The sequence below is a fragment of the Aliivibrio sifiae genome (assembly GCF_002954715.1).
Lineage (GTDB): Bacteria > Pseudomonadota > Gammaproteobacteria > Enterobacterales > Vibrionaceae > Aliivibrio > Aliivibrio sifiae.
Map to the genome: position 1 here is coordinate 37,769 of NZ_MSCP01000005.1, position 23,753 is coordinate 61,521.

Annotated in this window: 25 protein-coding genes and 1 pseudogene; 13 read left to right on the top strand and 13 right to left on the bottom strand. The window is 39.2% G+C overall.

Features of this window, described 5'->3' with window-relative positions; all coding sequences use genetic code 11:
- Positions 1-45: 45 nt before the first annotated feature.
- Positions 46-459, bottom strand: a complete 414-nt coding sequence (locus BTO23_RS20875) for a hypothetical protein (protein WP_105064480.1) — start codon at positions 457-459, stop codon at positions 46-48.
- Between the two features lie 165 nt (positions 460-624).
- Between BTO23_RS20875 and BTO23_RS20880 the strand changes: the two genes are divergently transcribed.
- From BTO23_RS20880 to BTO23_RS20905, 6 genes are all read left to right on the top strand, one after another.
- Complete coding sequence (locus tag BTO23_RS20880) at positions 625-1,053, top strand: H-NS family histone-like protein (protein ID WP_105064481.1); 429 nt, start codon at positions 625-627, stop codon at positions 1,051-1,053.
- A 2-nt stretch (positions 1,054-1,055) separates the two neighbouring features.
- Positions 1,056-1,337, top strand: a complete 282-nt coding sequence (locus BTO23_RS20885; protein WP_105064482.1) for a hypothetical protein — start codon at positions 1,056-1,058, stop codon at positions 1,335-1,337.
- 846 nt (positions 1,338-2,183) lie between these two features.
- Positions 2,184-4,136, top strand: a complete 1,953-nt coding sequence (locus tag BTO23_RS20890; protein ID WP_105064483.1) for a type IV secretory system conjugative DNA transfer family protein — start codon at positions 2,184-2,186, stop codon at positions 4,134-4,136.
- A gap of 4 nt (positions 4,137-4,140) precedes the next feature.
- Positions 4,141-4,680 carry a hypothetical protein gene (locus tag BTO23_RS20895; RefSeq protein ID WP_105064484.1) on the top strand — a complete coding sequence of 180 codons (540 nt, stop codon included), beginning with the start codon at positions 4,141-4,143 and terminating at the stop codon, positions 4,678-4,680.
- Positions 4,677-5,414 carry a MobC family replication-relaxation protein gene (gene mobC / locus BTO23_RS20900; RefSeq protein ID WP_105064485.1) on the top strand — a complete coding sequence of 246 codons (738 nt, stop codon included), beginning with the start codon at positions 4,677-4,679 and terminating at the stop codon, positions 5,412-5,414. The genes BTO23_RS20895 and mobC overlap by 4 nt, the downstream gene beginning before the upstream one ends.
- 75 nt (positions 5,415-5,489) lie before the next feature.
- On the top strand, positions 5,490-7,730 hold the full coding sequence (locus BTO23_RS20905) for a DNA topoisomerase 3 (protein WP_105064486.1): 2,241 nt from the start codon (positions 5,490-5,492) through the stop codon (positions 7,728-7,730).
- A 125-nt stretch (positions 7,731-7,855) separates the two neighbouring features.
- Here the strand turns inward: BTO23_RS20905 and BTO23_RS20910 are convergent, their stop codons facing one another.
- Complete coding sequence (locus BTO23_RS20910; RefSeq protein WP_105064487.1) at positions 7,856-8,452, bottom strand: hypothetical protein; 597 nt, start codon at positions 8,450-8,452, stop codon at positions 7,856-7,858.
- 258 nt (positions 8,453-8,710) lie between these two features.
- Between BTO23_RS20910 and BTO23_RS20915 the strand changes: the two genes are divergently transcribed.
- The 3 genes from BTO23_RS20915 (at position 8,711) to BTO23_RS20925 (ending at position 12,772) form a co-directional block, all read left to right on the top strand.
- Positions 8,711-9,007: a hypothetical protein gene (locus tag BTO23_RS20915; RefSeq protein ID WP_105064488.1), complete on the top strand. Its 297-nt coding sequence runs from the start codon at positions 8,711-8,713 to the stop codon at positions 9,005-9,007.
- 320 nt (positions 9,008-9,327) lie between these two features.
- Positions 9,328-12,153 (top strand): phospholipase effector Tle1 domain-containing protein, encoded by a 2,826-nt coding sequence (locus tag BTO23_RS20920; protein WP_105064489.1) that lies wholly within the window; start codon positions 9,328-9,330, stop codon positions 12,151-12,153.
- Positions 12,146-12,772, top strand: coding sequence for a hypothetical protein (locus tag BTO23_RS20925; protein WP_105064490.1), 627 nt, complete (start codon positions 12,146-12,148; stop codon positions 12,770-12,772). Before BTO23_RS20920 ends, BTO23_RS20925 begins: the two co-directional genes overlap by 8 nt.
- Before the next feature lie 487 nt (positions 12,773-13,259).
- On the opposite strand, the gene BTO23_RS21435 is transcribed toward BTO23_RS20925, so the two are convergent.
- The 9 genes from BTO23_RS21435 to BTO23_RS21440 form a co-directional block, all read right to left on the bottom strand.
- Entirely contained in the window at positions 13,260-13,412 is a 153-nt protein-coding gene (locus BTO23_RS21435) for a hypothetical protein (protein WP_170066797.1), read from the bottom strand.
- Positions 13,413-13,493: 81 nt separating this feature from the next.
- The gene (locus BTO23_RS20930; protein WP_105064491.1) at positions 13,494-14,390 is read right to left on the bottom strand and encodes an ArdC family protein; all 897 of its coding nucleotides are present in this window, start codon (positions 14,388-14,390) and stop codon (positions 13,494-13,496) included.
- A 137-nt stretch (positions 14,391-14,527) separates the two neighbouring features.
- Positions 14,528-14,941, bottom strand: a complete 414-nt coding sequence (locus BTO23_RS20935; protein WP_170066798.1) for an antirestriction protein — start codon at positions 14,939-14,941, stop codon at positions 14,528-14,530.
- A 271-nt stretch (positions 14,942-15,212) separates the two neighbouring features.
- A complete protein-coding gene (locus BTO23_RS20940; RefSeq protein ID WP_245922164.1) occupies positions 15,213-15,596 on the bottom strand; it encodes a hypothetical protein in 384 nt (127 codons plus the stop codon).
- Positions 15,597-15,598: 2 nt separating this feature from the next.
- Positions 15,599-15,889 carry a BrxR family helix-turn-helix transcriptional regulator gene (locus BTO23_RS20945; RefSeq protein ID WP_012548868.1) on the bottom strand — a complete coding sequence of 97 codons (291 nt, stop codon included), beginning with the start codon at positions 15,887-15,889 and terminating at the stop codon, positions 15,599-15,601.
- A 22-nt stretch (positions 15,890-15,911) separates the two neighbouring features.
- On the bottom strand, positions 15,912-16,385 hold the full coding sequence (locus tag BTO23_RS20950; protein WP_105064493.1) for a hypothetical protein: 474 nt from the start codon (positions 16,383-16,385) through the stop codon (positions 15,912-15,914).
- Positions 16,386-16,405: 20 nt separating this feature from the next.
- Complete coding sequence (locus tag BTO23_RS20955; protein WP_105064494.1) at positions 16,406-16,759, bottom strand: helix-turn-helix domain-containing protein; 354 nt, start codon at positions 16,757-16,759, stop codon at positions 16,406-16,408.
- Between the two features lie 79 nt (positions 16,760-16,838).
- Complete coding sequence (gene radC / locus BTO23_RS20960; RefSeq protein ID WP_105064495.1) at positions 16,839-17,294, bottom strand: RadC family protein; 456 nt, start codon at positions 17,292-17,294, stop codon at positions 16,839-16,841.
- A gap of 54 nt (positions 17,295-17,348) precedes the next feature.
- On the bottom strand, positions 17,349-17,501 hold the full coding sequence (locus tag BTO23_RS21440; protein ID WP_170066794.1) for a hypothetical protein: 153 nt from the start codon (positions 17,499-17,501) through the stop codon (positions 17,349-17,351).
- Between the two features lie 482 nt (positions 17,502-17,983).
- Here BTO23_RS21440 and BTO23_RS20965 point away from each other — a divergent pair, with 482 nt between their 5' ends.
- Positions 17,984-18,709 carry an endonuclease gene (locus BTO23_RS20965; RefSeq protein ID WP_105064496.1) on the top strand — a complete coding sequence of 242 codons (726 nt, stop codon included), beginning with the start codon at positions 17,984-17,986 and terminating at the stop codon, positions 18,707-18,709.
- A 433-nt stretch (positions 18,710-19,142) separates the two neighbouring features.
- Here BTO23_RS20965 and BTO23_RS20970 read toward each other — a convergent pair whose 3' ends face one another.
- Together BTO23_RS20970 and BTO23_RS20975 are read right to left on the bottom strand one after the other, a co-directional pair.
- Complete coding sequence (locus BTO23_RS20970; protein ID WP_105064497.1) at positions 19,143-20,216, bottom strand: ParB family protein; 1,074 nt, start codon at positions 20,214-20,216, stop codon at positions 19,143-19,145.
- Complete coding sequence (locus BTO23_RS20975) at positions 20,209-21,414, bottom strand: ParA family protein (RefSeq protein ID WP_105064498.1); 1,206 nt, start codon at positions 21,412-21,414, stop codon at positions 20,209-20,211. Before BTO23_RS20975 ends, BTO23_RS20970 begins: the two co-directional genes overlap by 8 nt.
- Before the next feature lie 327 nt (positions 21,415-21,741).
- Here BTO23_RS20975 and BTO23_RS20980 point away from each other — a divergent pair, with 327 nt between their 5' ends.
- The 3 genes and pseudogenes from BTO23_RS20980 (at position 21,742) to BTO23_RS21660 (ending at position 23,735) form a co-directional block, all read left to right on the top strand.
- Positions 21,742-22,854, top strand: a complete 1,113-nt coding sequence (locus BTO23_RS20980; protein WP_105064499.1) for a Fic family protein — start codon at positions 21,742-21,744, stop codon at positions 22,852-22,854.
- 208 nt (positions 22,855-23,062) lie between these two features.
- A pseudogene (locus BTO23_RS20985) lies at positions 23,063-23,563 on the top strand (IS6 family transposase).
- On the top strand, positions 23,517-23,735 hold the full coding sequence (locus tag BTO23_RS21660) for a DDE-type integrase/transposase/recombinase (RefSeq protein ID WP_425427836.1): 219 nt from the start codon (positions 23,517-23,519) through the stop codon (positions 23,733-23,735). Before BTO23_RS20985 ends, BTO23_RS21660 begins: the two are co-directional and overlap by 47 nt.
- Positions 23,736-23,753: the final 18 nt, after the last annotated feature.

Here is a 23,753-nt window from a genome sequence, read left to right on the forward strand (position 1 = left end):
TAAAAAGAGAAATACTCTAGCTTAAAAAGGAAAATATAATTTTTTCTACACAAACCTGTGTACTGAGCCTTTAAATGAAGTCATCCCCTTATTAACTAACGCCTGATATTGGTACTTCATCAAACAACGTCCCTCTTCTTCGTTGATATATTGAGCCCCTTCAATTTTTATCTTCAAAGATAAAAATGAAACACGATCCAACAATGCACTATCAACCCCCTCAAGATGTGAATAACCTTGGACCAATATTGATAAATACCTTTCATCATTTCTATTAATATTCGTGTTAATAAAAAACCCATTAAGAACGTGTAGTCGCTCCCCATTATCTTTAACGACACACACCAAATAAACATAACGATACGGGAGATCATTGCTCGTTAATTCATACACGGTATGTGACATTTTATTGTCGTTGAAAACACAAGAAAACGGAACGTAAGCTCGTTCATTTCTCATTTCAAACCCTCATCAAATCAACTGCCTCCACTGTACGTTGAAACAACAAATTGAACATGTACCGAACGTGAAGTGACTCGAAAATCACAAAGCATTTAGAAAAGAATCTCATCCAGCTCAACAACCAACCCTTAAAAACTAACTCTTAACATCAAAGGATCTCCTATGACTCCAGTATTAAAAACACTCTTAAACACACGAACGCTTCGTAAAGCACTTAACCAAGCCACACTAAAGCAACGTGAAAGCGTACTTAATAACATCACTCTATTGAACGATGAAATTAAAGCCACACTCCAAAAAAAAGCCGAAGAGGACGCACTAAAACAGCAAGAGCTTGAGCTATTCAAACAACACATCATTGAGAAAGGCATCGACTTTACGGCTCTCTCAAAACTCATGACAGGCAAATCCAAAGCCAACAAGAAACCCGAAAAAGGAGCCACCGAAAAACCACGACTACCTCTCACTTATCACTACGAAAAAGACGGTGAAATGAAACAATGGAATGGCAAAGGTGACACACCAAACGTCATAAAAAAAGCCATTGAAAATGGATTAGAATTATCCGACTTTCTGAGAAAGGAGTCATAACGATGAGTCAGATTGATAAATTAAGCGGCTGCGAAATAAGTAAAATTATCGAAGGGATTGGTTATGATAATCTTTCTTTGTTTTGTGATAAAGACGAATTCATTTCTCGTTTATCCAATGAGGCTTTACTCGATTCAATCGTCAATGATAACAACAGAGACATCGAGATGTTAATCCTTCAACTCTATTCAAGCTTGCTTGAGTATCCAGAAACGGCGGCCAATAAAACGAAAATGGAAGCCATGAAAAAACGCATTTCACTGGAAACCCTCTATTCGACATAGCAAGGCCTTTGCTTTTTTAAATCGCTCTTTCTGTCTTTTCAATCACGTCCTTTCCTCGCTTTTTCTTCTCTGTTTTTTTCTCGTCACCCTCTCGTCTTTCTCTAAAAAATAAGAGCGACATTTCAATCCTTAAGGATTGCTAAATGGCTCGAATGCTCAAGTGAAACACAACGAGCCCAAGCGAGAAAGTGAACTGTTTTTCAAACTTAACGACGACGTGCCACGCACGAGAGAAGTTTTAGTTTGTCCTGCTTAAAAAAAGAGTCAATCGCTGAAAGCGTCCCCCATCGTGGGGGGAAGAGCGTAGCGAAATTGGTACTCTTTTTTTCAGTGCGAAGCATCTAACGCCGCGTTGAGCCCCGCGAAACCAAGTTAGACGGGGGAGCCGAAATAAACGTGTAGCCCAAGCGTAAAGCACGAGCCTCCCCAGAGGCGTTTTATTTTGGGGGCTTGCCCCGCACAACCGTTGAGTAACACGAGACCAAGCCCGTTTTGGTAGATGATTAGGCTAATTTTGAGCAAGTTAGGAACGACACGGCCAAAAGGAGCAGAAATCACCTTCAAAAGGGGCTTGGTCTCGCGTAGCGATACGGTTTGCGCGCTCTTGACTTGCTCCCTGTCGGACGTTCAGGACAGAGGGGAGATTTCTGTTGACCTTGACCTTAAAAGACTGAAAAAACACGTTTTTTCTGTATCTCTTACTCGCGAGCGAGTATCCCTTCTCGCTTTTTATTTTTCTTCCACTCGGTGTCTGCTTTCGGTGTCCGCGCTCGGTGTTACCAAGACATCGAGCCTTGACACCGAGCGCTAACACCGAGGATCACAATATTTAGAGGTTTACTCACCATGTTCGAGTCCATCGAATTCGCACTCTTTAAAATCGCAATTCTCACAGGATCGGCTCTCTACTCATTCACCGATTCGTGGGGATGGTTGCTCTCGCTTTTAGCGGGAATTGGTTTGCCTACGATCTACTTTGACAAACCAAAAACGGAGCGAGAAGAGACGATCACCCGTCGCGCTATCATCGCATTGTCCATTTTGTTCGTTCTCTTTGGTACGCTATCAAATATCACGATCCCCTGGGTTCTCATTTGGATCCAAAGTGCTCAACTCGATCACGTAATTACTGTGAACTATTCATGGCGAGCCTATTTATTGTGGCCAAGTTTATTCATCGGAATAACACTGCACATCGTCGTTCGCCGTCAACTTTCACCATTAAAAAATAAAATCAAAACGGACTTAACAAAAAAATCAGCCCTTGTTCGAGAAGAGCGAACGGACGTGAGAAACATTCGCCAGTTTTTACCCGAAACGATGGAATACGATCCACTGGACCACATTGACTTAAGCAAGGGAATGTTTGTCGGATTAGACAGACATCAACAACCTCAATACATCCCTATGGCGGATTGGCAAAAACAACACGCCGATATTTTAGGAACGACGGGCGCGGGTAAAGGGGTTGCCTCTGGAATGTTACTTTATCAGAGCATCATGGCGGATGAAGGCGTCTTTGTTTTGGATCCAAAAAACGATGAATGGGCGCCACATTTATTTCGCTATGCCTGCGAGCAAGCAGGAAAACCCTTTTACTTAATCGATCTCAATCGCAAAGAATATCAACTCGATTTATTTGCGGACATCAACGAAGATCAAATTGAAGAGCTGCTCGTGGCTGGATTAAGTTTGGCTGAAAAAGGCGACATCGCGGACTTCTATCGTATCGATGATAGAAAAGCGGCTCGTGAAACGCCACGCCTTGCCAATGATGAAGAAATGAGATCCATTGAAGGGTTATTTAACAGTGAGTACGTTCAATCTATTTCAGACAACATCAAAGCCTTTTATGGAAAAATGGAAGAGCTTGCTTTAGTTCAATCCATCAATGCCATTGGAGGATTAAACCTAAAAGACATTTTTGATCACGGAGGGTGTTGTTACATCATTGGCTCGCTGCGTAACAGTAAAATCATCATCGCACAGCGCATGATCTTAATTCGGTTGTTTCAATTGGCCGAAGAAAGAGATCGAGTTAAAAGCAAACCCAGACCCATCGCCATTTTCTTAGATGAATTGAAATACCATTTATCAAAGGCCGCACTTGAAGGATTAGGCGCCGCCCGTGATAAAGGCGTTCACATTATCATGGCCCATCAATCGGTGGCCGACTTAAAAGACTGCCCCGCCGACTTAAACGGTGAAGCCGTTGTCGGTGCAGTGGTAGAGAACACTAAATTTAAACTGGTGTATAAACTGCAAGATCCCGAAACCGCCGAGTGGGTATCTAAAATGTCAGGCACCATTTTAGTGGATGATGAAACCAGGCAAATAGAAAGCAGTCGAGTACTCACAGAAAATGTATCAACCGATCGCAGCGTTCGTCTTGCTGAGCGCTACTTTGTAGACACCAATATGTTGCAGAGCTTGCCTAATGGCGTCAGTTATATTTTCACCCCAAGTGAGCCACCGAGACCCTCTTTAATTTCGCCCATCAAAGTCAAAAAAGAAACATTGAAATACCACTCAGTCAACGAGCAACAGAGCGTTGATATCAAAACTCCATTAGATACCAATGAAGATGAAGACTTTGAAATTAACACCACACCGAATACCTCATTCATTGACAACCCCCCTTTGAACTCAGCGCCCAAAGACGATCTATTTTCAGAAGAGAATGAAGCTGATTTTGATTTTGGATCTCCTACAGACAAAGAGGAGCTACCTCAATTATCCGAAGAAGAATTAGAAAGGCAAGCCAACGAATTATTTGAACAAATGACAATGAAGGAATAACCCAATGAAATTTCATAATAAAAAACTCGCCTTACTGTGGCAACACGACTTATTAGTACCAGCATCAAAAAGAAAACCGGTAGATGGGCAATTTATTTTCAGTAGTTTGTTTTCTGTGTACGCGTTCTCCACCAAAAACGACAACAGCTTGCAGACGGCTTTTGCGAAAAAAGTCATAGAGAAAATTGGAGATGATCTTCGAGCCTCTCGCCTAACAATAAAAAACGATATTTCACAATTTAAAAAAGACATTGATCCCATTGAGCTTCGAGTGTTTGAACCCAACAACCAATACCCATTAACGATCAATCAAGAAAAAGTGTGCCCTCAGAACACCATGCTTGTAAAAATATTCTTAGCCATTGATGACTTCATTATTGAACTCAATAAAGCGTTATTTACAGGAGAATTGAATAACCAACAAAAACGGGCTTATCAAACGGGATTATTGGATAACCTAACCAAGCACCTCATAACCCTCAATAAAACCTGCATTGATTTTCATAAGCTCAGAAAAAGTCAGTTAGAAAAGGAGAAGGTATGATAATTACAGATCCTAAAAAAAGAGGAGAAAGAAGCGCAGAAAAACAAGCACTAGTCTTAGCGTTCTTAAAACAAGAAACCTACAGCGACATCACTAACTTAATGCTGCTATTGAATTATAAAAAACGTCAGCCATTAGATCGCTTATTACAAAAAATTAAAAGGTATGGTTTTATCGAAAAGTTTGAATACGGATTCAGAGACATCAAAATCAAAGTGTGGGGAATAACCATCGAAGGGATGACCGAAACCGTTAATTTAAACGATACAGAAGACTTTCAACATTTTGAACCCTCAAAAATAAAAACATGGACCATGGTTCATCACTTAATGAATCAAGAAGTACGTATTTATTTAGAGCGTAATGGATGGAACCATTGGCAAAATGCCGACCGCTACCTTTTTAGAAAAAAATACCCTGTGCCCCACCGCCCCGACGCATTAATTATCGCACCCAACGGACACACAATTGCGATAGAAACCGAACGAACGCTAAAAACAAAACCTCGATATCAAGAAATACTAAAAAGTCATTTGTTAGCTAAAAAAAATAAGTACTGGTCAAAAGTCATCTATGTTGTGCCTGACATAAAAACCAAAATAGCCTTAACTAACCGCTTTAACAACATTGCTTATGTCAACATGAATGGCTCTCGAATTACCCTAACCGATGAGCACAGAAAAACCTTTCATATATTCACTCTTGATGAAATGAAAACTCTCGTCATTACCTAACAAGCCCCCTGCTTAATTAAGGCACTTCACTCATCGAGTTAAGTGCCTTTTTCTAATTATAAATAAGGACTCTTTATGCGCGTATTTATCGCTGAAAAACCAAGTTTGGCTGAGGCCATTTGTATTGGCTTAAACGGTAACCCAAAAACCGACAAGAAAGCCGGTTACTATCAAACAGGAAGTGACATCGTCACTTGGTGCTATGGTCACATGCTCAAACTGTTTGATCCAGAAGACTACGATCCAAAATACAAGAAGTGGACATTGGACGATTTACCAATTAAAGCCACTTACCCACCGAAAATGAAAGTCATTAAAAAAACACAAACTCAATTCAACGTGATCAAAAAACTGATAAAAGACGCCGATTCAATTGTTCATGCGGGGGATCCCGATGAAGAAGGCAATTTATTAATTGATGAAATATTAACGCACGTCAATAACACCAAGTCCGTATCACGGGTACTTATTTCAGATCTAAATGAGCAACCCGTTAAAGACGCCTTGAACGCCCTTCGCCCTAACAGTGAGTTTAAATACCTCACTCAAAGCGCCCTTGCCCGCTCAATTGGCGATCAACTGTTTGGTTACAACCTAACACGAGCTTACACTCTAAAAGCACGTGAGAAAGGGTTTGAGAACGTTTTAAACGTAGGTCGAGTTCAAAGTGCGCTCTATGGCTTAATCAATCAACGTACCCTTGCTAACTTGAATCACAGTGAGTCTTTTTACTACTTACTCAATGGTCAATTTTCGATTGCTGGCCACACACTTCATGCCAGGTTAATGCCCAATTCAGACACCAGTGAATTGGATGAAAAAAAACGCCTTATTTCAGAGCTCGATGCAGCCTTAATTAAAGAGCTCTGTGATGGGAAGCCCTCACACCTTCATACAATAGAAAGTAAAAAAGAATCAAAGGCGGCTCCACTGCCTTTTAACCTATCGACCTTGCAACAAACCTGTGCAAAAAAATGGGGATATACCGCAACAGAAACCCTAGATATCGTACAAAAACTGTATGAAACCCATAAGCTACTGACTTACCCGCGCTCGGATTGTCGCTACCTCTCTGATACCCATTTACAAAAATCGGAGGACATTATTGAGGCAATAACCCAAACCGAACCCAGTTTGTTATCGTTACTTTCAGACGCCGACCTAAACACAACGCACAGTGCGTTTAATAATGGAAATATTACGGCGCATCACGCCATCATCCCTACAGAGAAAAACGGCAATACGTGTACGCTTTCTGAAAAAGAAAGCAATGTGTACCGTCTTGTAGCCACGTCGTTCATTGCGCTTTTTTATCCGCCATCGAGTCGAGATAAAGTCAAAGCCACCATTCATTGTGGCCAACAGATATTTGTGGCGACACAAACCACCCTTGATAAACAAGGATGGGAGGTGCTTTATAAAGGAGAGTATAACGATAAAGCTAACGAGAACAGTCTTGATTTAGCGAGCTTGCAAGAAGGCAGTGAAGGCACTTGTGATTTGGTCACTATCGATAAGAAAAAGACCAAACCATTGAAATACTTTACCGAATCGACACTATTGGCCGCCATGAGCAGTGCAGCCAAGTACGTGAGTGATCCACAACTTAAAAAAGCCCTGGAAGAAAAAGACAAAGGCAACAAATCAGAGCATGGCTCGATTGGTACTGAAGCCACTAGAGCGTCTCACTTAACTAAAATACAGAGCAACACGCACCTTGTGAGTGTCGTCGCCGAAAAAGGGTATAAAGAAAAAGTATATAAAACCACAACTGCAGGGCAAGAGTTCTGTGCTTTACTGCCCGATGAGATCATCACCCCCGATACGTCAGCACTGTGGGCGAATTATCAAGCCAGCATTAAAAAAGGCGAGCTCGATACAAAAACCTTTGTTGGTTACATCGATGCTTACCTGGAGACTCAAATTCAATTTGTAAAAGATAACGGTGTGGCCATCACGGCAGCTGAGCGAATTATTTGTCCAACATGCCAAAAAGGAAGCATTACTAAACGCAAAGGAAAGAACGGGGTATTTCATGCCTGTAATCGTTACCCTGATTGTAAAACCGCTTTTCAAGATAACAAAGGCAAACCAGATCTTAATCCAACCCTAAAAAAGAAAGCAGGTCCAACGAATGCGGAAAAATTTGGAGCGGTCAGTGATACTGAATTTTGTAAGCAGTGCTCAAAGCCACTGGCAAGAAAGCCCGCTAAAAAGAAAGATACGTTTTGGTGGGGATGTACCGGTTTTCCTAGCTGTAACGTTCGTTTTTTTGATAAAGACGGAAAACCTGACCGAGACAAGGGGGAATTGTAATTTTTGAATCAAACTCAAAAAACACCGATAAGAGGATATTTTATACTGACAATATTGCTATTGTGAACACGCAATAAAACTCGGTAACACCAAGCCATGCTTTTCATTGAAGCATGGCTTTTTTATTACAAACTTCTCTTTAGCCTTTGAAAATTATCATAGTAGGTTTTACGTAAACCAAGAGTTGATTCAACCAGTTTCACATGTTCCATAGCGCTGTCCATATTGTTCCAGACAGCTTTACTTTTCATAACCCAATTAGAGTTTCTAATAATATGATAGTGACTTATTAGATTAAAAGTAATGCGAATATAACTCACATTCTCTAATATCTCTTTATCTTTCATTAATGGAGAAAGTTGTGAATAACAGTACTCATACCTTTCTCTATACTGGTCAAAATTACTAATTAGCGGATTTTCAGAATCAGTAGAACTCACTGATTCTGTTAAAATAATTTGACTAAAATCACCCCAAACTTTATAAAAAATTGATTCCATTTCATTAATATATTCATATTTAATTTTATACTTAAACTCATGCTTCCACTCAGCAATTGCTCGATATGAAAACCAAGCTGCAATCGCTGCTCCCATCCCGCCAATCGCAGACCCAACGGAACTAATGACATTAAGAATAGAACTTGATATTTGAATGGTAAAACCAAAAAGTAAGCCGACTAATATTAATGCAACAATCGCTATAGGTACTGTGAAATTCATTGATTATCTAGCCATAAATACAATAAGAAAAAACCAAAATAATAATCTTGTAGGTCAATTTAAGAATAATAACTTATCACATGGTTTTATCTCTATAACTTTTAAAATTAGCAACGTAATTGTGATTTATTCCTAAAACCTTTTAAAAAATCAAGATAATAAATATTACTTACTTTATATTTTCAAATGTCGTAATACCTACGACCATCATCTTTTGCAGTTTATAGCCTTCGCTTAGTGGTTATAAACTGTTTTTTTTTGCTTTATATAATACAAAAAAGAGCCGATGAACAAGCTTTTATCTTTCTAAAACGTAAGTTAGGGATTATTGGTGGCAGACCAAAAGGCCCAGCAAAGAATTTAAAACTCGATAAACAAAAAGAGAAAATTACTGAATATCTATCGATGGGATTAAGCCAAGCATCAATAGCCAAGTCACTAGAAGTATCTGCAAGTACGTTGAGTGGCTATATTCGTCGGCATAAACTCAAATCTCAAGCAGAAAAAATTACAGAACCACAAATACAAAACCAAATTGAAAGTCGTTCGTTATAGAACCATTCCTTACTTTGCCCGCAGTTTGGGCACTTCATTATTTTTTCCATTTTATGCTCCTACCATTACCTACAGAGTAAAATGAAAAACGATTTATTCTATCAATGCTTTTAATTTTTCAGAGATGTTTCCAAATTAAAGTTGTTCAAGAAAATAGGTGTTTTTTAATAAAGTAAAATTCGAAGAAAGTTAAATATAAAGCGTGATATTCAGCTCAAGGTATTAAGTTTGGTTATTTTGCCTATAGGATCAGTAAAAACACATTTTGGTTTTCATTTATCATGATAAAAATGATTTAAGTAGCTGAATTTAGGTAGGCAATGAAAGTGTGGGATGAGAAATTAGAGAAGTTTGTTGAGCCTGTAGATGAAGCAACACCAAAGTTTGTAAATGCGTATTTTCCATGGAATGAAGAATTAGCTAAAGCCACTAAAGTAGACGTTCCGCATTATGAGCCAGTAAAAGAGAAACAAGCTAAAGCCGCAGCGTTTGAATATTCCATTGAAATAGCTTGCGCTCAAGATGAACTGAACACGTATCAAGTGGGTGTATTCTCTTTAGGCAAAACTAAAGAAGAAGCCACTATCTCTACGTGGAGTAAAGCTCAAACTGAGAAAGGCTTTACCCTGCTAACGGCTAGTGTAGATGTTAATGAGTCAAAAACACTTAGCCGAGAGTTCTTTATTTCAAGTGGCAGTGCTATGGTTTTCGATAACGTAAAACCTGTTAAGCAAGATGCTGCTCATGCTACTGAGTCATTTATTCCAGTAAAGCCTGCAGTTCAGGTCGGAGAGCGCCTTGGTTGGCCTACTGAAGGGTATTTATACCACTTTATTGACGATACATTAATTCATGAATACAAGTTAATGGGCGATGGCAAGTGGGCATTTCAGGTGACTCAATCTACCGAGCATCATTTAACGGATGAGTTACTCTCAGCGCATCAATATGGCTTTATTCTCTTACCTTGGAAAATAGATAACTCTGTTGTTGCTCGTCAACATCTTCTTTACCTGCCGCAAAAAATGACCACGCAACAATTCGAAGAGCTAACCGCAGAATGGCTTGATGAGCACGCCTGTTTGCTTGATGTGGATACGATTGTTCAAGCAAAAAGCGAGGACAAACTTGTTCGTGAGAAGCAAAGCGATAATCAAACGACTTATGTCATTCAAGCGGGTGATACTTTATCTGGTATAGCGAACCAACAAGGATTAACACTGGGTCAATTGGTTGAATTGAATCCTCAATACAAAGGAAAAGAAGACGATATTCAAGTTGGCGACTCGCTTGTTATTGAAGCGACAGAGGCTGAAGCCTCGTCTACCTCTGAGCATACCGTTAAGGTTAACCCTGAAACAGGTCAACGTGAAACTTGGGGGGAGATAACGGCTCAGTATGGACTGGCGGCCAAAGCATTATTGAACTTAAATCCGATGTATGAGCAAGACCCTACCTCATTGAAAATCGGTGATACACTGTTAGTCAATCAAGTTGAACGTCAACAAACCACAACTCAACCGCGAGAGACCTTACCACCAAAACAAATTCAACCCGTCGGTCAAGCCATTAGTTTTGCCAATGCGTACACCACTCAAGTACCGAGAGAGTTAAGGTATGGGGTGATTGCTGCTTTAGACGACCGTGCTGTTCCTCAACGAACACCCATAGTGAATGTATGCAAGGTCGAGCCTGAGCGCACGTTACGTATTGGGGTATTCTTTGATGGTACAGGTCAAAACAATCCAAACGATGCCTATAAAGAAAAATGGGGTAATAAATCACGCACCAATGTGGCGAGGTTATTTGATGCCTACCCTGAAAAAGAAGCCGAGTCGTATAAAATCTATGTTTCAGGGGTCGGTACCGTGGATGGCATTGATATGTCTGGTGGGAGAAACCCTATTATCGATGCGGGTGAAGACGAAACGATGATGGGGCAAGTTGCTGGGGTGTTTGATGATACAGGGGCGTTTAGGAAGTGGCAGTCGCTGCTTGGACGATTAGCTTCAATTCTAAAAGGGTTAGAACAAGACGGATTATATTCTAAAATCAATCACATTGAATTTGACGTATTTGGGTTCAGCCGTGGTGCGGCCCTAGCTCGTCACTTTATTAATGCGGCACTTGAGGGAGTACCTGATTATTTAAATAAAGAAAAAGGCCATAACCCTGTCGATATCTATCCTAATTTATTTGGCAACGAATCTCATGAAGCGTTTAATAAAGATAACAACGACTTTTATTTTATTGATATGACGCGCCGTATATCCGTTCGTTTTGCGGGATTATTTGATACGGTCGGTTCATTTTATTGGGCAGGGAATGAGGATGAAGGTAACTTTATCTTGGGACTCAACCAAAAATCGGCGAAAACAGTTTTCCAGATTTGTGCAAAACATGAGTACCGTAAGAACTTCCCATTAACGGCATTAGATGGCGGCGAGGGAATGAACGCGTTTGCTGATGGTACTTTCTATCAAGAGGTGTTCCCTGGTTGTCATACCGATATTGGGGGCGGTTATCCATCAAAAGAGCAATACGGGCGTACTGATTTGCCTGAGCGATTAAATCGTCCTGTGGATTCAACGTATAATAGACATCAAATTAACACCACGTCATTTTATGATAAATATAAGACGGACTTACAGAAAATATCCAGTGCGCATGAAGCCACCGATTTTACAAATCGAATGCTAGAGAAAGAAAATCAAGAATGGGCCAAACACACTCAGAATACCTATAAACTTCATGGTGAAGTTAAACTGGTTGATGGGCAGTTATTGTATTATCACTTTGTACCTATCAGTAATGCCTTGTCAGGGTTGGCACTTGAGCGAATGAAACAACAAGGTGAAGTACACGGTATTTTATGGGAGCACGATCAATTCCCTCTTTATCCTGATTATGAGAATAGTGACAATATGGCAAAATCGTTATGGGATGAGTTAAAAGGCAAACCACTTGGTGGTATATCAGTCTCTGATTGGCAAAAGAGTGAAAACGAGTTATTAGGTGGTTATATTCACCTTCCTCATGATGCTTTGGTTAATGCAGGGTATGATTCTTTCTATGAAAAAATAGTCAACTCAGTCACCTATAATGACAATGAACAATTACAGCGTAAGGTATTTAGTAATGAATAAGAGTAAATTAATTTTTTTAGTGCCATTGATGCTCTCTATCTTAGGTTGTACCCCCGAGCCATATACAGTTAAAGTTGGGTATACCAACGGTACGACTTCTGGTCGACATGGTACAGGAGAGATAATCGTTACAACGCTTTCTGGTGGAATGGTGAACTTTGCTATGGGGTCAATTGGCTCTTATCCGGGAGCGATGTCAACGGGGGGTAGAATGGATGCGCCAGCTCATATCGAGGGCGATTGGGCAAAAGGAAATCCAGGTTCTAACAGCGGATACATTTCCTATCATCGAATTTCAGCGGATATCCCTAAAGAGGCGGAAGCTAAAATGAAACTGATGGATAACTATTATCAAAATTTTGATAGAAATTACGGCTCGATGCAAGTGATTGTCGATGGGCCACGTATCAGAATTTTTTATACTAAAGAATGTTTTAGTAAATTTGATGATTGTACTCCCAAGAAAGGAATAGATCCGAATGGTTGGATAATTAAGTCACCAAAGAATACAACGGATGTAGTTGTTCTCTTTGATGGTATTGGTGAGTCATCCAAGACGCCCTTCCCTAATACCGAATTTGTTGATTTAGATAAAAGAAGAGAGTTTTATAGTAATTAGGTTTTTGTACCTAAGATAGGTTGACGATTTTAAATTGGAAGCTAAGTGTACCAACATACTTAGCTTTTTTATTGTCTGATTTACTGTATTCATTCTATATCGGGTTTGTTGCAAAAATATTCTTCAACATCAACTAAACACGAATTATGTCTAGCTCACTAGACTAAACATGATTTCAATCGTTTGAGTGATATTAAAAAGCACATAGCTCAAGTAATACATATCTTTCATCATAAAAAAGTTCTCCTTATCTATTGAATGGTAATTTCTTCTATAGTGGTCTTTAAAAAAAAACCTATAGTCAGGAGTAATTATTGTTCAAAAAGGTGTAGGTGTACTTTCATAAAAAAGGTAAAGCCTCTAAGCTATGTAAACAAGCAGAGCTCACCGAAAATTACAAGGCATATAAATACAATAATTAAAGGGGCTGTAATTAATCGTAAATACGCCCCATGATACCTAAGTATCATGGGGCATTTTTATGTTATCACATTGGATATTCAACAGATAAGCCACAGTAATTACAATCAAAGCTTTCAGTACCAGCATCATGATTTTTATAAATAACACCATCATCTGTACCACAATGAGAGCAATGAACCTCTTCTTGAATATCTTCTGAAATAGAAAGTATTGTCATTTTGTGTTTCTCCTAAAACAATGAAAAGAAACACCCCAAAGGATATTCCTTGGGATAGTAAACTTGGTGATAGTAACCATATCATGCGGCTTTATCCGCATTATGATGGTCAACTAAATTTCGTAAAAATTGATGTGCTTTACTGGCTTGACTTGCTGCTTTGAAAATATAACGTTTGTCATCTTTCAATGCCGTCAACCAATTAGCGATATAAGATTCGTGTTGAACCTCACCCACAATTCCTAAATCCGCCATGAGAAAAACACTTCCCAATTCAGCGACTAACTCTTCAAACGCATAGTCTTTCGAGCCAAATGCATTGCAATTTTTACGCTCTAATCGGCTTTTATGCCCCGTCCAGTGAGTCAATTCATGCAATGTCGTCGCATAAGCATCTTCTGTGGTCGAGAACCGATGTAAATCAGGTATCACTATCTCATCCGTGGATGGGCGATAGAATGCGCGTTGTCCGTTATAAACGATACTTGCGCCAGTTGCATTGAGGAAGTATTCAACGTACTCCAATGAGCGAACTGGCACCTCATCATCAATTGCCACAACAGGACAATACATTGACTCAGGTAGCCCGTCTATTTGGTCAATATTAAATACACTGTATGTTTTTAACATTGCATAACGTTCAACTTCATCAGTTCCCTTATCTGTTTTTTCAATCATATTGTAAAAAAAGATATGAGTTCCTTTTTCCCCTTTGCGAACTTGCCCGCCTTTTTCTTTTGCTTGCTTGAAGGTCATCCAAGACGAAGAAGAAAAGCTTTGCATGGTTGCACTCATCCATAGCAGCATAATATTCATGCCATTATAAAGTGCTCCCGTACTTGCATTAGAGGGCATACCCGATTGCTCTGTTTTATCCCAAGGGCAAACCCAAGGTTTAACTCCAGACTCAAGCGCTTCAATGATTTGATTAGTAATTTGTTGGTAAAAATCCGGTTTATTTTTGGTGTGCGTAGTCATAAGACGTACCTTTCGTTAAATTAATCACAATGGAAAGAACCAATTTAACGGGCATCTGCCAATTAAATTGGCAAATGTGGAACGCGCTTTAAAACGCTAATGTCGTTGTTGAAATGGAAAAATAGTGGTGTTTTGCGTTAGTCAATAAACGTCAAAATAAACTCGGCGTCTTTATGCTCTAACGCATAATCTCGTACTTGGTGATAAAGCGTGTACAAGCGTTCATTTTCTTCTTCATCGCCATTACGATGAGCAATCGCATTACGCTGGCTTAATGCCATAAGCGTAAGACAAAGACCATAAGCTTCAGAGGAAAACGTTACATCAGCATGACTATAAGTATTTATCGCTCTTACAGAGCCCTCAAGTTCAGGATATAAAAACTTCCCGCCATTACTCAAAGATATAAATTGCCAATAAGCGCCTTGATAATTTTCAGAAAACATCTCAGCGAAACTAAACAACGTTGCCTCAAAACTTAAAAAATCTTTTGTGATTGATGGTAAAAATGCAAAGCGCTCCTTTACAGGAACAATTGAAGTAGTGAGCATAATGTCACCTTTATGATTGGTGGATTGATAAACTGAGTTATCAATCATAGTCTGAGGGCTTGTATGCCACTCAAATTATGAGTGACACCTCGTCCAAAGACTGCAACGCGCGATGTGTTGCCCTTTTATTATATTAGAGTATATAAATTAGGCAATAAAAAGAATGACTGCCATCTACAGAAAAATATTGGTAAAAATAAGCTTATTAAAAGAGAGTAATTTATATCAATCGGTACAACTACTTACCTTTGCAATCACTCATATTCTCCCTTTAATAGAATTCGAAAAGCTGCTTGTGGCATTGATAATGATCATATGCTCCCATCACCAACTCAGGAATAGAGCTCGCATCATCAATCATTGTTTTTTCTATTTGTTTTATTGACCAACCAAAGAAAAGAGGTGAGTCAGAAAAATCACTACCATCCCTCCATTCCCCCTCAATCAACGTCCTACGTAAATCATTCGTGAAATGCCGAACTGAGCCCCGTCCATATGATCCCCAAATCGACTTATCATTATTTTCAGCCATGAATTTCTCACAAACGTCCAATTGTGCAATTAAACATGGATGGCTCAAAGGCTGCTTAAAATTCTCGCGGACGTCTTTTATTGTGGCACGAAACCATTTGATTTTTTCGACAGTCTCACTCATTTTTAGCCTTCCTGCTCGCCGAATATGACTTCAACAGCCTGTAGGTAATCTTCCGGCGTTTTGTTAGTAAGTAACTTTGCTTTGAATTTATCACCACGTACGTAGCATCTCAAACTCACATCATGGTGCATATTGTTAGGACACAACCCTCGATACTGAGTAAATAGAGAGCTAATTTTTTGACGACCTAAACCAAATGCGCGTATCACCTCTGTTGAGGTGATACGACCCTCGATGGATAACTTCGCATCTATAAATTTAAGCACCGTTTCGTCCAGTAATGCGCGTGACATCTCGATCACCTCTTAATTTAACCTAGCCAAATAAAATAATGTCTTGTTTGCATCGAGCAATCGCTTCATCAAGAGTCGCAAACATTCCTAGAGTACTAGAGCGATCCCATGCGCCTCCAGTAAGACAACGGGACTCAAAACGTTTACCTGTTGGCCATGCTGTAAACCAACTTTCTTTACTCTGCTGCTGACTCTCATAGAACTCAGTTTCCGACTCAATTTCGAGTTCGATCCCAAACTTACCCATTCGCGTCACGTGATCTTGATAGGTTTCAAAGGTAAACTCTTCAATATCAATGTATGGGCGCCCAAACCAGTGCTCTAACTCCAATGAATGGCGGTCTTCATTGGGTGTGCTATCAAAATCATCTCTTAACTTAGGTCCAATAAAATAGCCCTGTACTCTTTCGCAGGTTTGATTTTCTGGATAATACTCGGGTAAATAATCTGATATTTTATTCAGCTCTTCATACTCAGCGTGATCATCAATTTTCATATGCCTCTCTCCCTTAATTGTCATATTAATCTATATTGCTCTGAAGCCTCAATTATTTCATCTAGAAAAATGACTTCTGCCGCTAATAACATAAGCTTCCACGCACTGTAACTCATTGGTTGGTAATCTTTACTTTCAATATTCGCTTCCCAATGACTAACAGAAGCACACCCTTTCTTATTATAAGTTCGTCCTATTAACGCCCCAACTCGACTCTGTGAAAAACCAAGAATTTCCCGCAATGCCCTCACTTCTTCCGGTGTAGGTGGAACATAATTAGGATTAGTTATTGGTAACGAACACGGACGGTTGCGAAACGCTTCTACGGTAACAGGGATGGCACTGATATAACGCACTTTTCTTTCACTCATCATTCACTCTCTATAATCACATAAATAGGTTGCTTTGCAGCTCAATGATATTCAGTCGTCACTCCTGACGACTGAAATAAAATTAAATCCATCCTCTTTTAGAGAAAGCGACACTTTCACCGCACCCAATAACAAAATGGTCGAGAACATTAACGTCGATTAATGCTAATGCATCCATTAATCGGGCGGTTATTTTTCGATCGGCTTGGCTTGGCTCTGCAATGCCAGAAGGGTGATTGTGTGCAAACATCACGGCCGCCGCATTATAATGCAATGCTAACTTAACGACTTCACGCGGATACACTGACGCGCTAGAAATCGTACCAAAGCTATGCTCTACAAATTCAATTAACCGGTGCTGATTATCTAATAACAAAATAGCGAACACTTCATGCTCTTTATGCACCAATCGATTAGTACACAGCTCAATCGCTAAATCAGGAGAGGTTAACGCCGAAGTAGTACGGATCTTCGTTTCAATAATCTCAGCCGCTTGCGCAATAACTATTTTTTCATTTTCAGTAAACATAATTTTCATTCCTGATAATGGATCCCTTCATACCGCCAACCATCGGCAATATGAAATAATAAATTAATATTCGTTTGTTAATAAAACAGGACAAATACGTTGACCTTCGCTCTGAGGAGATTCATTTTTGTTTGAGCCTGACAGTTCAAACGAGGATACGTTTGTTGCTTCTGTTTCTTTAGTGATTGTTGAGTGGCTAGTAGTTGAATGAGTCATGGCTATTTTCCTATGTTTTAGTGAATTTCATCTTCGAATCGCCTGACGGTTCGATTTCTTACCATCGTTCTATTGGGCAAGGGCGCGTAGCGTTTATATACCCTTGACCAATAGGTTGTGGTGAGAAACGATTTACAGGAAGTAGTGATACGAATATGAAAAGACACACATAGGAAAAGAATGACTAATGAGACGACTAGCTGCGATTACAAGCACTTTAGAAAAAGAAGTGAAAGCCCCTGATTTTGATTTCGCTCTTTCTGTTGATTTTGCGATAGGTATTGTCTGACAGGAACGTAGCGGTCGTTTAAGCTTGCTTAAATACGACCTCACGTTATCGATAGGAGGAGCTTGCGACGGAAAGACTGTTAAATCGCCCCATAAATCAGAATGGCTGTGTTTACTGCTCTTGCTGTTATGTTTATTTTAACTCTTAGGTTAGCCACATTAGACACTTTAAAATTCACAGACGAGAAGACACTATGAATAAAACCCTTCTTTTATCATCAACACTACTTATCTCTTTCCATGCATTAGCCGATGGAAACACAACAATTAGCTCTTTCAATAAAACCAAAAAAACATTAGAAAAAAGTGTTTATTTCGATCATAGAACCACTATCTATTGTGATGCTAAATTCGATGCAAAGAAAAACATTACTCTACCGTCAGGGTTTGAATCAGATAAGCATGTAAAACGATCAAAACGCGTTGAATGGGAACACATTGTCCCAGCTGAAAACTTTGGACGAACTTTTTCAGAGTGGCGAGAAGGTAACAAAGCATGTGTAACAAGCAAAGGAAAGGAGTTTAAGGGTCGTCGTTGTGCAGAAAAAACAAACGACGAATACCGATTAATGCAATCTGATATGTACAACCTTTACCCTGCAATTGGTTCTGTTAATGCAATGAGAAGTAATTATAATTTCGCAATGCTGCCAAACGAACATTCAGATTTTGGTTCATGCGAAATGAAAATTGATAATAAGAAAGCTGAACCACCCAAAAATGCACGTGGCCGTATCGCTCGTACCTATATGTATATGGAAAGCGCATACCCTCGCTATAAGATGAGTAAATCACAAAGACAACTTATGAATGCATGGGACAAACAATACCCTGTTTCATCATGGGAATGTAAACGAGCTGAACGTATTGAAAAATCACAAGGCAATGTAAATACAATCATCAAAGAACGCTGTAATTAATCGTAAAAATGCCCCATGATACCTAAATATCATGAGGCATTTTTATGTTGTCACATTGGATGTTCAGCAAATAAGTCACTGTAACCGAAAAAGGGGAATACATTTACTCGATGTAACCTTTCTATTTTGTCAATGTTCAAGCTGAACATTGACAACAAAAGAACGGCTTATAGAGTTAGTTTTCATCCAATACTTCCCAAATAATACGATCTAATTCAGTCTGGCCGCTTTCGACAATCTTCCAAAATCATATAAAAAATCGAGCCCTTTCATCATCAAACTCTGCTCATTTTGTTACTTTAATCTCTGCTTTTTCTTTCTTCTCTTCAGCTACTTTTAGTTCTAATTTGATGTCTAAAATTAAAAAACTTTTCATTTCATCATGTCAATGTTCAGGCTGAACATTGACAACAATAGAACGGCTTAATGAGAGTTAGCTTTTATCCAACACTTCCCCAATCACACGATCTAATTCAGCCTGGACCTCTTTCGACAATCGTCCAAACTCATATGAGAAATTCCGCCCCTTCACCTTCTTACGTGCGAACATCCCTTTAGCATCAAATTCTGCCAATTTTGTTACTGCAACCTCTGCTTTTTCTTTCTTTGCTTCAGCTACTTTTAGCTCTGATTTGATGGCTGAAATTAATACATCTTTCGCTTCATCATGGCAATGTTCAGGCTGAACATTGACAACTTTCTCCTCTATTTTTTCTATAAAAATAGATAATAATTTACCGTCTTCAGAGAAAGCGCTCATGATTTTACCAAGAACAGAATAGTCAGCATGAGAAAGCTCATTGACTACTGGAAACAGGGCAATAATACGCGCATCGATAGATGCGGCCTTTAAGGCCTTACTTACTGCAGGGCGACTAATACCAACCATTTTAGCAATGTCTTCTTGGGTATATTCCCCGCTGTCCATTAACGCTTTACATTGAAGACCAATTTCACGTTGATTATGCTCTTTTGCCGTCTGCAGTTGCTTGGCTAACGCTTTTGCATCTGCCATCGAAAGTTCGTCATTGGTGACAAGAATTCGAAACTCTTTAATGTGCCCCTCTTGAAGTAAAAACCATGCACGACGACGAGAGCCATCAAGCACATCTATCTTCCCATCAACTTGGCGACCAACGGCAGGGTAGAACTGTTGAAATTCAAGTGAGTTTAAATCCTCTAACGATTCTTTGGTTAAAAGAGATTGATCTCGACCATTCACATGAAAGCTAACAACGGTATCTTCTTTCACTTGAGCGTGTGACAAGGTCACTTCATTAAATAATGCTTTAGCACCTGATGCCAATGTCCATTCAATTGATTGGCTTACCGACTCTAGTCCAAAATGCGAAGCTAGAAATGCAGTGGTGTTTTCACCGGCTTTTTCTAACTCAGAAGAAAGTTGTTTGGTTAGTGATTCTAGATTTGATTTTGCCGCGTTCTGTTGTGCTTGTTGTGCGCCAACCGTATTACCTAGTGGGCTTTGATTGCCTCTTTTCTTAGCCATTTTGTTTCTCCTGCTTATTCCATACTGACATCACATCGCGCATTATTTGACTTGTCACCTCAAAGGCATTTTGCTGTGCACTTTGGAAGGTAGATTTGCTTTTTGGGTATTCGCTTTTTGACATATCAAATACGGTAGAGAGTAGGGAAGAAGCTTGACGGATCGCTTCACTGTGCTTGAATTCTTTCGAATATAAGTAAGGAGCAAATTGCTCGTATAAGTTATTCATTAACTCGGTTGTGGTTGAGCTTTCACGATGGTTGGTAATTAAGATCTTCATGAAATCGTAACCAGGGTGATCAGCGTTTGCCAACAATGCCCATACTTGTGGAATATAACTAAAATAAGAACACGTCGCATCGATGTCATTTTCAGTAATGGATAAGGGGAAAACGACGCTTGTTGCTGCAAAATACGAATTGTATGTGCCGTAGCTCAATGATGGCGGGGTATCGATAATGATGATATCAAACTCATCTTTCACCGCTTCAATCACTTCATCTAAAACAGAATAGGGCTTGGCCAATTGGTTGTTGAATACTTTCTCATGAAACCAACCTTCAATAGCGCGATCAGATTGTGATGCGGGTAAAATACGAAGGTTTGGGATCGTCGTAGGAAGAAAGGCATCAGATGCTGCTTCTTCAAACGTCTCACCCTCATCTAAATCAAAATTACGCATCATTAAATCACCAACAGACAAGTAACCTTCTTGCTCAGCTTCAGGGGCGTAATACATAGAGAGAGTTGCTTGGCCATCCATGTCAATCAAACCAATTCGTAATTCTTGGTGAAATTCAGTCGCAAGACCAGAAGCGACGGTTGCCGATGATACCGTTTTACCTACGCCGCCTTTTTGATTTTGGATAACAACCACTTGCGTTGTTTGGTTTTCAGTTCGAGTGAATTTTAGCTCTTTTCTGAGATTTTCAGGGAAGTGATCACGCATTTGGTAGATCTCTTCAATGTTAAGTGACCATTGAGTATCTTCGTGTCTACGTGGGTCGACGTCCATTTGGACTACGTATTTATCAATCGTTTTACCATCGACACCCAAATAAGCGATCGACTCAGCTCGGGTGAAGTTACGCAATTCTTTTTTGTGATTGGCTAACAGGCGAAGGTTACGACGCTTAATATAGTTGTCAGCCCCATCTTTAAGCTCTTGAAATATTTTAGTGGTTTGGTTGGTATCCATTACTTTTCTCCCTACTGGAATAAAAATAAGTATATCCATTAATATTTAAAGTGTACACACATAAATGATGGAATTGCGATTGTTTTATGTTCTTATTAACGTTAAGATACAATAATAAGATAGGTTGTAAATAAGTGATAATTTTAACCTATACTCTAATGTTGATTCATTGAATTAACCTATAAATACTGATATGTTAAAATATCAGTGATTTTTTAACCTATCATTCAGAACGGGTTACTTAACGTAACCTATACACACTATAGGTTAAAATTTTAGCAGAAATATAACCAGTAGTTCGCCAAACTTCAAATTTAAGGTGATTTAATGTTTAATCCAGAAGTACCCTACGATATTCCGGCACTCCCTATAGATGATATAGAAACCATTGAAGTGCTAAAAAAGGTGACTCCTGCAGCAAGATCATTAGCCGCTTTAAATCAGGTGGCTAGGCTTCTTACTAATCAAAATTTATTGGTTAATTTGATCCCAATATTGGAATCAAAATCGAGTTCTGAAATTGAAAATATTGTCACGACAACAGATGCTTTATTTCAACATGATTCGGACACATCAAACGCCGACTCAGCAACCAAAGAAGCATTACGATACAAAAAGGCATTATTTCTTGGTTTTGAAGCCATTTCTGGCAAAAAGGCTAGGCCTTTAAATACCAATACAGCAATCGCTATATGTAGTGAACTTATTGATAAACAAGTGGATGTTCGTAAAGTTACTGGGACAAACCTTAAAAACCGACGTACTGGACAGGTAATTTATACGCCTCCTGTTGGAGAGGTTAATCTAAGAAATAAGCTTTCTAATTGGGAATCTTATATTCATGAACACGATGTTGATCCGCTTATTGCCTTGGCGGTTGCTCATTATCAATTTGAAGCTATTCATCCATTTTTAGATGGTAATGGAAGAACTGGACGAATACTCAATATCTTATTTCTGATTGAAAATGACCTACTTTCACAGCCTATTCTTTATTTAAGTCGCTACATCGTGCAGAACAAAGAGGATTACTATCGATTGCTGTTAAAAGTCACAGAAGAGGGGGATTGGGAGTCTTGGATTTGTTTTATGCTTGATGCCGTTAAAGTGACAGCTGAATGGACAATTGATAAGGTAAATGCCATTGTTGAACTGCAAAAGCAAACTTCACTCTATATTAAAGATAGTGCCTCGAAAGCTTACTCACATGAATTGGTTGAGCTTCTTTTTGAAAAGCCTTATCTCAGAGCTAAGGATTTACTTGAAAGAGAGATATACCGCTCCCGACAAGCAGCGAGCACAAACCTCAAATTATTAGAGTCATTGGGGATTTTGGAATCTAAAGTGATAGGTCGAGAAACTCTATTTATTAATACTCGCTTGTTAGATCTGATGTCTTACGATAGTAATGATTTCTTGCCGTTTGGTGAGAGGGTGTAATAGTAAAAAGCTCATACATATAAAACGTATGAGCTCAGTATGTCTGGTTATTTCTCTAGATTTAGGGTTATTGAAAAAAATTCATATTACACTAATATTTCTAAGAATTAGATGAACAGGCAGGGGGGGAGGTCTATCGCATCTAGATTGCAACTTTTCTAAAAATTAGCTCTCAAAACTCAATGTTTATCATTTTGTATTCTTATCTATGAATTTTTCTGGTTTTCAATACCCAAAAGATGTGATCCTGCAAACGGTTCGTTATTACGTTTCTTACAAATTAAGCTACCGTGATATTGAAGAAATATTTACTGAACGAGGAATAAAAGCTGACCATTCGACATACAATCGTTGGGTTATTCGATTTGCTCCGCAAATTGAAATGAAGGCTAGGCAGAAAAAACGAGCAGTATCTGGTTCATGGTGAATGGATGAAACCTACGTCAAAATTAAAGGGGAATGGTGGTATTACTATCGTGCTGTTGATAAGAACGGCGATGTTGTTGATATTAAGTATCTCAATAATATTGTTGAGCAAAGTCGCCGTCCAATAAAACAGAAGATGGTTCAGACATTTGGTTGGAAATCCGAAGCTGGTGCTTTAGTTACGATGGCAGGGCAAGAAACATGGACGATGATTAAACGAGGGCAGATTATTGGATATGGCTCGCTGCATAATCGTATCTGGAGTTCGGCACACTGTAATTAACCAAGACTTTACGACAGAACCCAATAATGGCATTGAGTCCGATCACGCCCCCATTAAGAAATTGGTTGTGGCCATTGGTAGTTTCAAACTGAGAAATCGAGCTTGGTCAACCATTCAAAGATTTGAATCCTTACGAAGGTTGAGGTCGTTTTCAATAATAATGAGTCAATAGTAGGGCTTATTATCAACT

Coding starts and splice junctions, on each gene's coding strand:
- BTO23_RS20940 (WP_245922164.1), bottom strand. CDS start 15,596: ATGAGTGAGACTGTCGAAAAAATCAAATGGTTTCGTGCCACAATAAAA.
- BTO23_RS20905 (WP_105064486.1), top strand. CDS start 5,490: ATGCGCGTATTTATCGCTGAAAAACCAAGTTTGGCTGAGGCCATTTGT.
- BTO23_RS20930 (WP_105064491.1), bottom strand. CDS start 14,390: ATGACTACGCACACCAAAAATAAACCGGATTTTTACCAACAAATTACT.
- BTO23_RS20965 (WP_105064496.1), top strand. CDS start 17,984: ATGAATAAAACCCTTCTTTTATCATCAACACTACTTATCTCTTTCCAT.
- BTO23_RS20975 (WP_105064498.1), bottom strand. CDS start 21,414: ATGGATACCAACCAAACCACTAAAATATTTCAAGAGCTTAAAGATGGG.
- BTO23_RS20895 (WP_105064484.1), top strand. CDS start 4,141: ATGAAATTTCATAATAAAAAACTCGCCTTACTGTGGCAACACGACTTA.
- BTO23_RS20955 (WP_105064494.1), bottom strand. CDS start 16,759: ATGATGAGTGAAAGAAAAGTGCGTTATATCAGTGCCATCCCTGTTACC.
- BTO23_RS20945 (WP_012548868.1), bottom strand. CDS start 15,889: ATGTCACGCGCATTACTGGACGAAACGGTGCTTAAATTTATAGATGCG.
- BTO23_RS21660 (WP_425427836.1), top strand. CDS start 23,517: ATGGCTCGCTGCATAATCGTATCTGGAGTTCGGCACACTGTAATTAAC.
- radC (WP_105064495.1), bottom strand. CDS start 17,294: ATGAAAATTATGTTTACTGAAAATGAAAAAATAGTTATTGCGCAAGCG.
- BTO23_RS20920 (WP_105064489.1), top strand. CDS start 9,328: ATGAAAGTGTGGGATGAGAAATTAGAGAAGTTTGTTGAGCCTGTAGAT.
- mobC (WP_105064485.1), top strand. CDS start 4,677: ATGATAATTACAGATCCTAAAAAAAGAGGAGAAAGAAGCGCAGAAAAA.
- BTO23_RS21435 (WP_170066797.1), bottom strand. CDS start 13,412: ATGACAATACTTTCTATTTCAGAAGATATTCAAGAAGAGGTTCATTGC.
- BTO23_RS20980 (WP_105064499.1), top strand. CDS start 21,742: ATGTTTAATCCAGAAGTACCCTACGATATTCCGGCACTCCCTATAGAT.
- BTO23_RS21440 (WP_170066794.1), bottom strand. CDS start 17,501: ATGACTCATTCAACTACTAGCCACTCAACAATCACTAAAGAAACAGAA.
- BTO23_RS20950 (WP_105064493.1), bottom strand. CDS start 16,385: ATGAAAATTGATGATCACGCTGAGTATGAAGAGCTGAATAAAATATCA.
- BTO23_RS20890 (WP_105064483.1), top strand. CDS start 2,184: ATGTTCGAGTCCATCGAATTCGCACTCTTTAAAATCGCAATTCTCACA.
- BTO23_RS20880 (WP_105064481.1), top strand. CDS start 625: ATGACTCCAGTATTAAAAACACTCTTAAACACACGAACGCTTCGTAAA.
- BTO23_RS20925 (WP_105064490.1), top strand. CDS start 12,146: ATGAATAAGAGTAAATTAATTTTTTTAGTGCCATTGATGCTCTCTATC.
- BTO23_RS20885 (WP_105064482.1), top strand. CDS start 1,056: ATGAGTCAGATTGATAAATTAAGCGGCTGCGAAATAAGTAAAATTATC.
- BTO23_RS20875 (WP_105064480.1), bottom strand. CDS start 459: ATGAGAAATGAACGAGCTTACGTTCCGTTTTCTTGTGTTTTCAACGAC.
- BTO23_RS20910 (WP_105064487.1), bottom strand. CDS start 8,452: ATGAATTTCACAGTACCTATAGCGATTGTTGCATTAATATTAGTCGGC.
- BTO23_RS20970 (WP_105064497.1), bottom strand. CDS start 20,216: ATGGCTAAGAAAAGAGGCAATCAAAGCCCACTAGGTAATACGGTTGGC.
- BTO23_RS20935 (WP_170066798.1), bottom strand. CDS start 14,941: ATGCTCACTACTTCAATTGTTCCTGTAAAGGAGCGCTTTGCATTTTTA.